This window comes from Kitasatospora sp. NPDC040550 (genome assembly GCF_055594965.1).
Map to the genome: position 1 here is coordinate 62,520 of NZ_JBVIWC010000016.1, position 13,188 is coordinate 75,707.

The 13,188-nt window shown below is 69.1% G+C and carries 9 protein-coding genes and 1 pseudogene; 1 reads left to right on the top strand and 9 read right to left on the bottom strand.

Annotation, left to right across the window (positions count from 1 at the left end; translation table 11 throughout):
* Positions 1-5 precede the first annotated feature (5 nt).
* The 9 genes from ACZ58X_RS23440 to ACZ58X_RS23480 all read right to left on the bottom strand — a co-directional run bounded on the left by ACZ58X_RS23440 (position 6) and on the right by ACZ58X_RS23480 (position 12,424).
* Positions 6-2,135 carry a hypothetical protein gene (locus tag ACZ58X_RS23440; RefSeq protein WP_470335560.1) on the bottom strand — a complete coding sequence of 710 codons (2,130 nt, stop codon included), beginning with the start codon at positions 2,133-2,135 and terminating at the stop codon, positions 6-8.
* A gap of 474 nt (positions 2,136-2,609) precedes the next feature.
* The gene (locus tag ACZ58X_RS23445) at positions 2,610-3,152 is read right to left on the bottom strand and encodes a hypothetical protein (RefSeq protein ID WP_470335561.1); all 543 of its coding nucleotides are present in this window, start codon (positions 3,150-3,152) and stop codon (positions 2,610-2,612) included.
* Positions 3,153-3,648: 496 nt separating this feature from the next.
* Complete coding sequence (locus ACZ58X_RS23450; protein WP_470335562.1) at positions 3,649-3,825, bottom strand: hypothetical protein; 177 nt, start codon at positions 3,823-3,825, stop codon at positions 3,649-3,651.
* A 451-nt stretch (positions 3,826-4,276) separates the two neighbouring features.
* Positions 4,277-6,031 (bottom strand): relaxase/mobilization nuclease domain-containing protein, encoded by a 1,755-nt coding sequence (locus ACZ58X_RS23455; protein WP_470335563.1) that lies wholly within the window; start codon positions 6,029-6,031, stop codon positions 4,277-4,279.
* A complete protein-coding gene (locus tag ACZ58X_RS23460) occupies positions 6,028-6,705 on the bottom strand; it encodes a MobC domain-containing protein (protein WP_470335564.1) in 678 nt (225 codons plus the stop codon). Before ACZ58X_RS23460 ends, ACZ58X_RS23455 begins: the two co-directional genes overlap by 4 nt.
* A gap of 390 nt (positions 6,706-7,095) precedes the next feature.
* Positions 7,096-8,055, bottom strand: coding sequence for a DUF2637 domain-containing protein (locus ACZ58X_RS23465; RefSeq protein ID WP_470335565.1), 960 nt, complete (start codon positions 8,053-8,055; stop codon positions 7,096-7,098).
* Positions 8,056-8,320: 265 nt separating this feature from the next.
* Positions 8,321-9,862, bottom strand: a complete 1,542-nt coding sequence (locus tag ACZ58X_RS23470; protein WP_470335566.1) for a DnaB-like helicase N-terminal domain-containing protein — start codon at positions 9,860-9,862, stop codon at positions 8,321-8,323.
* A 168-nt stretch (positions 9,863-10,030) separates the two neighbouring features.
* Positions 10,031-10,237 carry a hypothetical protein gene (locus ACZ58X_RS23475; protein ID WP_470335567.1) on the bottom strand — a complete coding sequence of 69 codons (207 nt, stop codon included), beginning with the start codon at positions 10,235-10,237 and terminating at the stop codon, positions 10,031-10,033.
* A gap of 753 nt (positions 10,238-10,990) precedes the next feature.
* Entirely contained in the window at positions 10,991-12,424 is a 1,434-nt protein-coding gene (locus ACZ58X_RS23480; protein WP_470335568.1) for a recombinase family protein, read from the bottom strand.
* 22 nt (positions 12,425-12,446) lie between these two features.
* On the opposite strand from ACZ58X_RS23480, the pseudogene ACZ58X_RS23485 reads away from it, so the two are divergent.
* A pseudogene (locus ACZ58X_RS23485) lies at positions 12,447-13,127 on the top strand (LLM class flavin-dependent oxidoreductase); the annotation flags it as partial.
* Between the last annotated feature and the right edge of the window lie 61 nt (positions 13,128-13,188).

A 13,188-nucleotide genomic window follows, 5' to 3' on the forward strand; every position in this document is an offset into this window, starting at 1 on the left:
TGGAACTACGGCTTCGGAACACTTGAGTCAGTTCCCGGATTGGTGGTGGGGTCCGCGGCCCTGACCCAGTTGACCAGCGAGTCACGGAAGCGGGCCCGGTCGGTCAGTTGCTTCCTTGGCTCGGACGGCTCCCAGTGGCTAGCGAGCCGGTTCAGGCTCAGGAAGCGAACGGCGCTGTTGTCCTCAGGAGCGTCGTGGACTGCCCGGGCGAGAATGTCGAACACGGTGTCGCGCACGTCCGGCACGGCGGCAGCAGCTTCCATCCACACCTTGAACGCATCGATCGCGGTCTCGGGAGCGGGGTCGTACTCCAGGGCGGTGCGCCAACTCTGAATGATCCAAGGGAGATCGTTCTCGTAGTCGTTTCCTGCGACCAACAGCGACGGTGTGTCGTTCTCCTCCACGCGGCTCGCGAGATACAGGAATGCGTGGCTGCTGGAGCGGCGGAGCGATTCTGTGGAACTCCTGGCCCACTTACGCAGCACCTTCCGGGCCCTTTGTCGCTGGTCAGGGTGCTCCCACATGGCGTTGATCGCCTCACCTACCGCAGCGGTGATTGTGGAGTTGTCGCTGGCAGCCAGTGCACCCAGTCGCAGCAATGCTTCCTTCGGGTAGACCTGGCTCACCTGCTGGCACACGCCGGCGAGGGTGGCCCGGAGGTTCTCAGGCTCCTTGCCGTCACGGGCCCAGGTGAGGATCTTGTCCCGTACGAGGCGACCGATCTCGCTGTCGACGGCTGCGACCGACAAGAGGTCCCTGGCGTGTTCCCTGAGAAGCTTGCCGGTGGACCACTGGATGGCAACCGACCTCAGGACATCGACGGAGCGGCTCTTCTGGGTGTGGCGAATCACCCACACTGCCACGCGGTCCGCGAGTTGTGTCCCGAGGTCGCCCTGGAGGCTGGCGGCCTGTTTTGCGGTCCACTCAGTGAAGCTATCGACGAGATGGGCTCGGTCCATCAGAAAGTACTCGACAACGGCCTCGGCGTAGCCCTCGCTGGGCAGGGTGACCGTGCCATCGGCAGAGAGCTCAGCGCCGATCATGTAGGTCAGCTCAATGATGCCCGGTCCCTGCTGTCCCGGCCTCGGTGCGGGCGTCTCCCCGAGGGTGGTGGCAAGGCTCTCCGAAGCGCGGTAGATCAGTTCGACCGGGGTGCCATCCATGGATGCAGCCGCGAGGAGGAAGTTGCGGTGATCGCTGTCAGGATGTTCGATGTGCCATGTGCGCAGCTGGTTGCGCCAGTCGGCCATAGCCTCGATGGCACGTTCGACCCGCTCGTTGAACTGTGTCTGCTCATCGGTTGCAGCGGCAGCCGATGCGTCGACCGGCCGCGCCTCCTCAGCCATGATGGCGTTAGCCCATCGCTTCACCGTGCCCGGCAACTTGTCGGCGATGGCCTGAGCGATCCGAGCATTTGCGATCCACTGTTCGGGGTTTCGGCACTTGGCTGCCCTCAGATGGGCCCGTAGGACATCAGGCGCCTCCGGTGCCTGGAGCCGGACATCGACCTTGTCGCTGCCGTCGCTGATGCTCGCCCACACCTGCGGGCTGGCCAGCACCACAAGGTATGACGTCGCGGTCTTTAGCGCGGTGGTGTCCTGAAGCGAGTAGCCCAAGCCACCCGACACCGTGTCGCCCTCGGCCCTGAGGTCGAGAATCCAGCCGACGTTCTGCTGGCCGGTCAGGTCAGTGAGGGAGAACGGATCCCCAGGTTCCCGGTGGAAGCGCTTGAGGGTAAGTCCCTTGTTGAGCCGCCGTAGGAGGTCGAGACCAGTGGCTTCACGGCCCGCACCGTTCTCGCCAAGGAGTACGACGACGTGCTTCTCACGAAGCTTATCGGCCGCCTCCTTCTCGTTCCTGGGCGGTACGTAGACGGCGAGCTGCTGGTCGACCCAGTCGTCGCGCAGCTCGACAGTGCGCATTCCATTGATGATGTTCTGGAACTGCATGCCGATTGCGACGCCGTTGTTCGTACCAAAGCTCTGCTGCACCGACGGCCGGGGTGTGTCGGGCAACCCGGATGATGGCGAAAGAGCCGTGGCTTCCTCGTTGGTGTCGCCGGGCGCCGTCCGCTCGATCGATTCAGTGACCGTGGACGGCGCGTGCGAATTCTGCGGCCCGACGTCCTCGAGCAATTGCTGGAGAGCGTCCCGTTCTTGCGAGCCAGGTTCCACTCGCAGGTCGTGATCGTGCTGGGTCGGAACCTGGTCCGAATCAACATGGTCCGCCGGGCCAGCAGTGCTGGGTGCTGGCGCAGGTCCTACATGCTCCGCCAGGTTGCCGGCTACAGGCTGCCGGTTCATGGAGCTGTGATCCGCGGCTCCGTGCTCACCGTCACGGTCGCGAGGCTCCGAGACCACGGTCGCCATCGGCGGCAAGTGCGAGTCGGAGGCCAGAGGGTGAGCGCTCTCGGTGCCGAGCGTGTCCTCGGCGCTAGCCATCGGAGCCCCATCTGCGTGAGACGCAGGAGGCGCAGGCGGCTTAACCGGAGGCTGGTCGTCGGCCGGGCCATGGCCCATGAAACGGAAGGGCGAGTTCATGACGGGCTTCTCCTGGTCGTAGGCGAGTTGAGTGCCGGGGAGCGCTCGCGAGCCTGGGAGATCAGCCCTTCATGCCTCACCGCCAATAACGGGGGCGGACATCCCGATCACCGTGGAGCCGCTACTAACGGTCCTGAAGTCCTGCTCGACAGTGCCGGTGACGATCACCTCATCCGCTCGCATGCCGGTCACGTCGCCGGCCACGTTGTCGATGCGCTGCACGACCAATGGGGCGGAGCTCTCGCGGTTCTCGCCGGTGAAGGTGAAACGGTGCGAGTAGATCTCTTCGAGTGCCACGCGGAGCTGGCCGAGGACATCGGTCAAGATCGAGTCACCCGGCACCACCAGAGTCGGGTCCTGCTGGTAGCGCGTGAGCACGGTCCTGGCCATGCGCAGCTGCGCGGCGTGCTCACGCAGGCGCTGGTCGTCGGCCACGAGCGGCAGGGCGACGGTCCCTACGAGCGACGGCGGCACGTCGGACGTGGTGAGTTCGTCGATGGCGTCGCGCCCCTCGTGGCGTTTGAGGAGTGCGTCAAGGCGCCCGTAGAGGAAGGTGAAAGTCGGCTGGAGAGCCGAAGCGGCCACGGCAGAGAGACTGAGAACGTCGGACATCGGATCCCCCGAAAAGGTGCTGGCTGATCGCCGGACAGCCATTCATACATCCCGAAAGGTTGGCGGCGCACCGCAAATGAAGATGATGGCCGAATCCTCACTGCGGAAGCGGACGGCGATCTTTCGATTTCTTCAGACTCCTCGGTCAAATTTTCGATCGCACTGAGACCTTCGAACGCGAGCCAGTCACTCGCCAGGCGGGATGTCGCCCACTCCGTGTCCGTGCAGGAGGAACGGCAACTCGTCGGGATTGAGACGCATGCGGGCCATTCTCCAGGCCACATCCGGCTCAAGCAGGCCGTCGCAAGCGCGCACCAGTCGCAGGGCGTACCAGCTCGTCAATGGAGACAGGATCCACCGATATAACGTCACTGGTGGAGTGTGGCACGCTGATGAGCTGGCCCATGTGTTGGAATTCGGCCGATAGTCCAAAAGTTCGGTTTTTCGGAGCTGTGCAATCCGGAATTCAGGCGTCACACCGCGCGCGAATTGATCTTCAGTCCCAGGTGGCGCCGGCCAGTAGCCCATCGAACGCGAGGGCCCGCATGGCGGTGTCGAAGTCGTCCCACTCGTGCTCGGGCTCGGTGTAGTGCTGGTCGAAGTAGTCGCGAGTGAGGTCGGGTTCGTGCCATTCGGTGGCGCAGCGGCAACGGACGAAGACCTGGTGGCGCACGTTGAGCAGCAGCCAGTCGCGGCGGGCGTGGCAGTTGGGGCAGGTGACGGGGATGCCGCGGGCGTGGAGCTCGCCAGGGTGGGGGACGGCGCGGATGGCGACACGGTGAGGCTCGGGGACGGGGGGTGTGAAAGTCGGGATCGTAGTCGGTCATGCGGTCCTTCCAGTGCGGTGACGCGATGCAAGGGACCACAAGGCGTGCAGCGGTCGGGAAGTTCCCGACCGCCGAGGAGGACATCACATCGACATCCTGACCACGTCGTTGCCCGGCCAAGGGTGTGCCGGAGTTCAGTCCTCGCCGCGGGCAAAGATCTCTCCGGGCTCGGGCGCGATGACGCACATGAGGCTTTCGCACTCGGCACGGTCCTCATCCCTCATGCCCCCGCCGGGGGTGCCGGGCCGGCACCCCCGCCTGTGTGTCGGTCAAGTGGATGCCAGGGCAGGAGAGGACTCAACGGGTTCGGCGCTGAGATGCGGTGGCCGATGCAGTAAGCGGGGTGGCCGGGCTGGCCGAGTCGGTGGGAGCGGGCCGCTGGCCGGGAGAGACCGCGGTGGCGGCGCGTACGCGGGCGGCTTCGGCGGCGGGGTTGTCGCTGGGGTTGCGGCTGGTGTGCTGGATGCGGCCGAGGAGGACCTTGGCGGGCTGGCGGGCGGTGGTGAGTTCGCGGCGGGCGGCGGCCTCCTGGAGGAGGTGCCGGGGTTGGTGGCCGAGGGCCTTGGCGTCGGCGAGGACGGTGGCCAGGGCTGGCCAGTTGGGGTCGGCGAGGATGCGGTTCGCGTGGTCGGGGACGGAGGAGCGGACGTCTCCGGCGAGAGTGTTGGTGATCTCCATCGTGGGCTGGCGGTGGGTGAGGGCGGTGAGCTGGTCGATGGCGGCCTGGTCGTAGGCGGCCCGGAGGTGCTGGACGGCCTGCTGGGCGGCTTGAGTCTGCTGGGCGTGGCCTCGGGCCCGGTGCCAGCGGTTGGTGAGGATCGCCGCCCACACGAGGGCAGCGATCATGGCGGTGAGGGCGTTGCCGTCGGGGCCGTCGCCGGCGTGGATGATGTCGCGGGCGGCTCGGCGCAGGTCGGCGGCGCCCTGGTGGTCGGCGCGGACCTGGGAGCGCTGGGCGCGGGCGAACGCCCGCGTGGCGGCTCGCAGTTCGGCCCGCAGTTCGTGCGGGGCAGTCTGGGCGGTGGCGTTGATGATGTCGCCCAGCGCGGTGATCTGGGCCTGCGCGAGCGCGCCGCCGTCCTCGCCGCCCGTTGCCCCGGTGGTGTCCTCGGTGAGGTGCTGATGGACGTGGTCGAGGGTGTCGGTGGTGCGCTGCCAACTGGTGGTGGGCCGGCTGCGGCGGGCGGTGGGGTGTTCTTCCGGGGTGCCGGTGGCGAGGCGGGCCTGGAGCTTGGGCAGGGAGAGGTCGGGGGCGATCTTGCCGCCGGGGATGTAGATCTGCTCGCCCTTGGCGTTGGTGTCGCCGGGCCGACCGACCGCGTAGCCCTGGAGGTCTCCGGAGGGCAGGCGGCGGGGCTTGACCTCGATGCCGTCTGCCTGGAGGTAGGCGAGGAGTTCTTCGACGCTGCCGGCGTGGGGGATGGCATCGCGGATGCGGTCCTGCAGCCACTGGCGGCTGGTCTGCTGCCAGCCGAGGCGGTCGGCCTTGTGCATCTCGGCCTGGGTGGGGCGGCGCTCGCCGGTGCGGTCGCCGGGCCGGACCTGGTGGAGGCCGAGTTCCTTCTCGATCTTGCGGGCTTCGGCCTGGGCGCGCTTTCCGCTGTTGTGGAGCTTGGGTCGGCGGCCGTCCTCGCGGACGGTGGTGGCGAGGATGTGGATGTGGTCGTCGGCATGGCGCACGGCGATCCAGCGGCAGCCGTGCGGATCGCGGTCGGGGGCGATGCCGGCGGCGTGCACGATGCGGCGGGCGATCTCGCCCCATTCGGCGTCGGAGAGGTAGCGGTCGCCGGGTGCGGCGCGGACGGGGCAGTGCCAGACGTGGTCGGTGACCTTCTTGCCGAAGCCGCTGTTGCGCAGGTTGACCGGCTCGTCGAGGATCCGGGAGAGCTGGGTGAGTGTGGCGTGCGGGTCGCGGCCGGGATCGCGCAGGCCGAGCAGGCTGAACGAGGCGACGATGTGCGGGTCGAGGTGCTCGTCGTGCCGGCCGGGTCCGTAGAGGTAGGCGAGCAGGCCGCGGGTGTTGCCGCCGGGGTCCTTGATGGAGGGGATCACGCGCCGGCACCGCCTTCTTCAAGGCGGGTCGGGGTCGTGGGTACGAGCAGGGCTCGGGCGATGTCGGTCAGCAGCCCTTCGAGGCGTTCCAGGCGTTCACCGATGTCGGGTTCGACGCGGTCGTCGCGGTGCAGCACGTGGACCATCTGGTTGATGTTGTTGCCGATGGCGTTGATCTCCTGGCGGACCTCGGCGCGGAACTCCTGGAGGGCGAGTCGGTCGCTGTGCAGGGGTAGGTCGACGGTGAACTCGCCCCGGATGAAAGCGAGCGCGATGTCACCGAGGTATCCAGAGATCGTGTCCTTGTAGCCGTGGCGCACGGCGGCGTCCTTCAGCTCGACGAGTTCCGCGTCGGTGAAGCCGACCGGGCCGACCCGCTCTGTACGGCGGGTTCCGGTGTGCGACCGGATCTTGCCCCGGGGCATCGGCTGGGCACCTTCGGGAGTGCTCAGTTTCGGAACGTCGAGGGCGGCGGTGTTCTCGTGCAGGAACGCGGCGCGCGCGGCGCGAACGCTCTCGTCGTCTACGGCGACGGGCGTCTCGGTGCTCTGCTGGTCGGCGCGGACGCGCGCGAGGATGTCGCGCTGCAGCGCGTCGAGCTTCTCCGGGTCCAGGCCGCCCCCGGCCTGGACCTCCTGGCCTGGCGCGTCCTCGTGCCGGGCCTCCTCCGCCACCCCTGGGGCGGAGGACCCCAGACCCGCGCGAAGTGTCGGAGACTGGGTACAACTGGCTCCGCCAGGAGCCGAGTTACCGAACGCCCGGAGCAGACGACCGATCACCTTACCGGTCTTGGCGCCCCTCTCGGCAAGGGCGGGGGAGGTGTCGCGGGGGTACTGCGAGGCGGGCACGGGGTCTCCGGATTCTCTGTCGGGACAGCCGTGGGCTGGCGGCGGGGTTGTAGGTGATGGTCCAGGCGGATACCGGTTGGGCGGTGCCGGAGATGCGGTGCAGAAGGCGGCGGTCCGGGCTTCACCCGGCCGGGGAGTGGGCGCGGCGCTGGGCCGGAGGCGGCGGGCGGGCACCTCACCTCGCTATGGTCGGCGAGGTGCCCGGATGTGCGCGGATCAGTCGACGGCGGCCTGCTGGTGGGGTTCGTCGTCGGGGCGGAGCATCTTCATGACCTCGGTGAGCCGCTGGTCGGAGATCGTGAGGCCCTGGTCCCGGACGGCGTCGCGGACCACGGATCGGCTGAGCTTCTGGGCGTCGGTCCAGGCCTGTTGGCCGATGGCGGCCAGTTCCTCCAGGGAAGCGCCCGGGGGACGGCCTGCGGGCCTAGCGGTTGGGGGCTGAGCCGTATTTCCGCTCGGCCTCCGGCCTGCAGGTTCACCGGGGACGGTGTCCTCAGCCCGCACGTGCCCAGGGCTGCCCGGAACGGCCCAAGGAAGGTCGCCGACCGCTGCGGACCAGCGGCGGCCGGAGGACTGTTCCGGCGCCGGCCGCCCGACTCCGCCCTCGTGTGGCTCGCCTGCTTTCGGCTGAGCGGAAGCGTCGTCGCGGTCCGCGACTCCCGGAGCGGCCGGGTTTCCGCTCACTGCTCGGAAGTCCTCTTCGGCCGGGGACGGTTCGGCGGTCCGGGTGGTGACGGGGTGGGTGTGGCGGGCGGTGATGATGCCGAGGTGGACGGATCCGGCGAGGGCGAGCGGGGCGACGGCGGACAGGATGCCGACCGACGTGTCGCTCAGGTGCAACGGACCGGTGACCGCGAGGGTCTGCTGGTTGAGGCGGACCGCGTGCAGGACGTTCGCCCAGATGCTCGCCGTGGTAGAAGCCCCGAAGAGCAGCCACACGTAGGCGCGAGCCGTCAGTGGCGCGGTGCGCAGGATCAACAACGCGCGGACGCTGTAGGCGATGAACCCGTCGATGATCAGCGGGAACACGTAGGTGAGCGGGCCACGAACGTGGATCGCGATGGCTGTCTGACGCAGGGCGTCGTAGGAGAGCGCGAAGCCAGCAACGGCGAGCAGGCCGACCGCGGCGAAGTCCCAGCCGGTCACGCGGCTTGAGGTCGGGGTGGTGGCGGGCATGGGGGTGGTGTTCTTCCCTTTGGTGGTCGAGGTCTTGGGCGCCAGGCCCGGTGGGCGCGCACGCGTTCTCCCTCTTAAGGAGGGGAACCCGCGTGCAGCGAGGGCGGCGTGAACGGCATGCAGGGTCGCGTGCGCTGTGGGAGCGCCGGTTTCGGCGGTCGGCGTGCGCGGAGTGGGCGGTGCGTGGCGACCGGCGGGGCGGGTGGGGGCGTGATCGGGTCGCGTGGACCACGCCGACGCAACGGCTTCCGGCGCGGTGGTCCGGTCAGGAGACGGCGGCGATGTGGCGGACGGTGGAGCGGTAGCGGGTCTGCTGGCCGCCGCCGGTCCCGCCCGCGGTGCCGTCCTGGCAGGTGGCCCTGCTGGCCTTGACCAGGCTCTCCAGGCGCCTGCGGGCCTTCTCGATGTCGGAGCGGTCGGGATCGGCCTCGCCGGTCAGGCGGCAGGCCAGCTCACGGGCAGTCATGCCCTGCGGGGCAGCGGCGAGGATGGCGGCCGGGTCGAGGGCCGCCTCAACGGTGGAGGTACCCCGGATGTGGTCGTGGACCACCGACAGCGGGCCGACGTCGCCCGTGACGGTCTTGAGCTGGTGCAGCTTCACGATCGGATCCCCAGCCGCACCGGCGAGGAACAGCACGCTGCCGGCCCCGGCGGTGAACCACGCCGACCCGTACACCCGGTCCAGCACCGGCCGCTCGCCGCGCTTGGCGTCACCGCCCGACTTGCGCTGGTGGTGCAGCTCCAGCAGCTGGGTACCGGAGCGAAGCAACCGCTGGCGGGCATTGTTGTAGGCGAGGCCGGCCTCGTCGTCGGTGAGCTTGCCGACGACGTCCTTGAGGCTGTCGATGACCACGGTGTCCGCCCGGTGGGCCTCGGCCATCTCGGCCAGCAGGTTCGGCTCCCGGTCGAGGCCGGCGGGCAGCGGGCCGGTCCAGAAGACCAGCCGCTCCGCGAGGTGGCGGCGGTCAGCGGGTAGGACGCGGCGGGCGAAGGCGCGGGCGATCTGCGGCGGGCGGTCCATCGCCAGGTACAGGACGCGCTCGCCCTCGGCGACCGGCATGTCCAGCACCGCCGACAGCAGGCCGAGGCGGGCCAGGACGATCTGGTGAGCGATCGTGGTCTTGCCCACCCCCGGCGGGCCGACCAGCATCAGGGACTCGCCGTCCGCCCAGGCGGTCTGCTCGCGGCTGCCCCAGATCGGGGCGACCTGGTCGCCGAGGTCCTGGACGAACGACCAGCCGTCCACCGCGAACCTGGTCAGCCGCTGCCCGCGCACGCCCAAGCCCCGGTCGGCCGCCGAGGTCAGCTCGGCGTCGAGTGCGGCCCGAATCCGCTCCGGGTCGGCGCCCTCGGCATCGGTCTGCTGGAGCAGGCGGACGGCGGCGGCCTGCCAGCGCCGCAGTTCGGATTTCTCCCGCACGATCTGCGCGTGGTAGTCCGCGCCGGAGACCGGGACGGCTGCGGTGAACAGGCGGTGCAGATAGGACGGGCCGCCCACGCGGCTGAGGTTGCCGCCCTTGGCGAGCTGGGCGCCCACGGCGGTCGGGTCGGTCGGGGCGCCCTCGTCGCGCAGCGCGAGCAGCGCGCGCCAGATGTCGCCGTGCGCGGGCCGGTAGAAGTCACCTGGCTGAAGGATCGGGCGGATCACGTCGATCGCCTCCGCCTGGAACATGCCGGTGCCCAGCACCATCGCCTCGGCCTCCAGGTCGTGCGGCGGCACCGGCAGCCCGCCCAGGGCCGACGAGACGGGATCGTCGTCCTGGAAGAGGGGTGCGATCCGGGAGCTGGGAAACGTACGCTGGGACACGGAACTCCTTGCGCGGAGCCGGACGGCTGGCAGGCCGACGGCACCCGTGTTGATCGTTATTTGTGGGCGGTCGTCAGGGATTCGTCTCGGCCCTTGGTGCTCCAACACCAGGGGCCGACCCCTTTACCCGGTAAATCCGCGCCGTGCACGGACCCCGGAAGGACGCGATCAGGCTGCGAGAGCCACGGCACCCGCCGTGGCGGTCCCCATCAGGTCGGCCAGGCGGGCCGCGCTGCGCGGGCTGATCGTCGTCCGGAAACCGGAGCAGACCCTCTCCAACGCTCGTGCGCGCTCGTCCGCCGACTGTGGGCGCAGGGCGATCACGGTCCCGTCGACGTCGGGGGCCGCTGCCTGGGGGTGTGCGGGCAGGGTCAACTGAGCCTCCTCGCGCCAGGTGCGGGCTGGCAGGCCCTCGGGAGCACCGGGTCGCGCGGGTTGTGGGCGGTCGTCACGAAGGCGGCGGCCACGGTCCTGGTGCTCCAACACCAGGACCGTGCCGGGCAGCGGGCCGGACGCTGGCAGGCGCTCGGCACGCTCCTCGGCGGCTACGTCATGTCAGAAGCTCCTCGTTTCAGGGCAGGCTGGGGCATCCGGCGGCGGCACGAAGGCCGTCGCCGCACACAAGTGACCACGAAGGGACCGGTTTGGTGCGGCCGGAAACCGGTGATAGAAGGCGCGCGACCGCGCCGAGGAGAGGTCGTAGGGGCAAGAGAGATCGCAGGCGGAATGACTGGGAATACGATTACTCAAGCAGCCGCAATATCTCCCATGCAAGGACTTCGGCGAAATCCACCGCGCAAGGACTTCGGCGAAATCGTTACCAGATTTCCCGCAGCCCATCTGACCTGGGGTGAAGTCCTTCCAGGAGGCTCCTGGTCGCGACGTCGGATCTCCTCCTCGAAATGCGACTCCCGCCTTTCCCTCGCCTGGATCTACTCGGCCCGCACCGGGTCCGCGAGACCACAATCGCCCACGCACGGCTCGCTGTAGCGAGCCGATCTTGTGGTACGGCGACGGCGGCCTCCTCGGACGACGGACCGCTCCGGGCCCCGAGGCCAGGGTTGCCCACGCGCGGCCGAATACGTTCGGCCGATCTTGTGGTAGCGCCAGCCGCTGCTCGACCTCCCCTCAGAGCTGGTTCTGCTCGATGCCGATCCGATCCCAGTCGAAGACGCCGGGCTTCTTCGTGGAGGCGTCGATGATCACGCCGGAGAACAGGAACCGCAGCACCGCGTTCCTTCGCTCGTCGGTCATCTCCTCGGCGAACCAGGCGTCTCGCGCACCCGGCCCGGTCAGTCCTTCGAGGAGCTTCATCGGCCTTACCGCCACCCGCCGTTGGGCCTTGGCGATACGTGCCTGGATCTCCTTCCTCATCTTTCGGTACTCGGCCGTACTGATCTCCTTCGCCGTCCACATCCCGTTGAGCTCTTCGAGCTGCTGCTGGTCGGCCTCGACGGCTGAGGCAGCGCTGTCCGTGAGCGAGGTCGTGGCCAACTGCCCCGAGACCGTGAGCTTGCCGAGCAGGTCGATCGCGGCGTCCCGAACGAAGCCCTCCAGCTTGATGGCTGCGATCCGCCGGACGCACTTCTTGTCGTCGTTACGCGACTTGCGCGTGCAGAGGTAGGACGGCACGGCGCCGATCTTGGTACCGGACATGAGCGTCCCGCACCGGCCGCACATGACCAGGCCGCGCAGAAGGTAGAACCTCCGCAGTTGCAGATTGGTCTGGTGGATCTGTGAGCGGAACTCGCGCCGGGCGCGAGCCTCCGCCCACGTGCCGGCGTCGATGATGGCGGGCCACGTGCCAGGGCCGAGCTCCTCGCCCTGGTGTATCCGGATCGCGGCGACGTGCCGCGAGTCGAGCAGCGCGCGGACGGTGCCTTGGCTCCATGCCTTCCCGTACACCGTCTTCTCGCCGCGCTTGTGGAGCTTGAGGGCTATCGCGACCGGGCTCTCGCCCTTGAGGTAGCGATCGAAGACCTCGCGGACGACCTCCGCCTCCTCATCCACGATCGTCACGCCGTCGGACTCGTAGCCGAAACGGCGCTTGCCGGTGTGTGGCTTGCCGTCATTCGCCCGGTCCGCGAGCGTGTCCTTCAGCCGCCGCGAGGTGTCGTCCGACGACCGGCAGGCGTGGGCCACCTCGATGCGCAGGATGAAGCGGTCGTCCGGGTCCGAGAGGTTCCGCCGGTTCGCCTCCCCGTGGAGGAGGATCTGGTGCTCGTCGGAGATGGTGAGCAGTTCTTCGAGGTCCCTGGGCTGCCGCATCAGCCGGTCGGGGTGGTAGACGATGATGTGGCGGAACTCCCGCTCGCCCGCGCCGGCGAGAAGTTCGTCCCAACCGGGGCGCTTCCGGTTGCGGCGCCAGGCGGACCGGCTGTTGTCGACGAAGATGTGACGGGGGTCGATGACCAGGCCCCGGCGCTCCGCGATCTCGCGGCAGATCCGCTCCTGCCGGTCGACGCCGGTCTGGTCGTCGTCATCGGCGTGGGAGATCCGGCAGTAGACGGCCGCCGCCTCCCCCGGGGTGATCACCGGCTCCTGCTTCCCGTTTCGTCGCATGGACGGATTGTATGAACGAGGAATGGCCTCGCCGAACTTTCGCCACCCTGTGACGCTGGCGAAGGAGCTGATCACGCTGGACGACGTGTCCGGCGGGCGGGTCACGCTGGGGATCGGGGCCGGCGGAGTCGGGTTCGACGCGACGGCGATGGGGCAGGAGGCGTGGTCGCCGAAGGAGCGGGCGGACCGGTTCGGCGAGTTCCTCCCGCTGCTGGACGAGCTGCTGCGCGAGGACGCCACCACCCGCGAGGGCACCTACTACTCGGCGGTCGAGGCCCGGAACATCCCCGGCTGCGTGCAGACGCCGCGGGTGCCGTTCTACGTCGCGGCGGCCGGACCGCGCGGGATGCGGCTGGCGGCCGAGTACGGGCAGGGCTGGGTGACGTACGGGGACCCGAAGGGCCCGGCGGACGTGCCGGTCGAGCAGGCGCCCGCCGTGATCGCCCAGCAGATCGAGAAGCTCACGGCCGCCTGCGAGGCGACCGGCCGGAACGTCGCGACGCTGGAGAAGATGCTGCTCCAGGGCTCGACCGCGGAGAAGCCGCTCCAGTCGCTGGACGCCTTCGTCGACTGGGCGGGCACGTACCAGGAGCTGGGGATCACCGAGCTGGTCATCCACTGGCCCGTCCCGGACTCGATCTTCACCAACGACCTCGCCGTCTTCGAGAAGATCGCCACCGAGGGCATCGCCCAGCTGGCTTGATCAACGCCGGTACTGCAGAGGCCGTTGGGCCGCCGGCGGTCACCAGACCGCCGGCGGACCG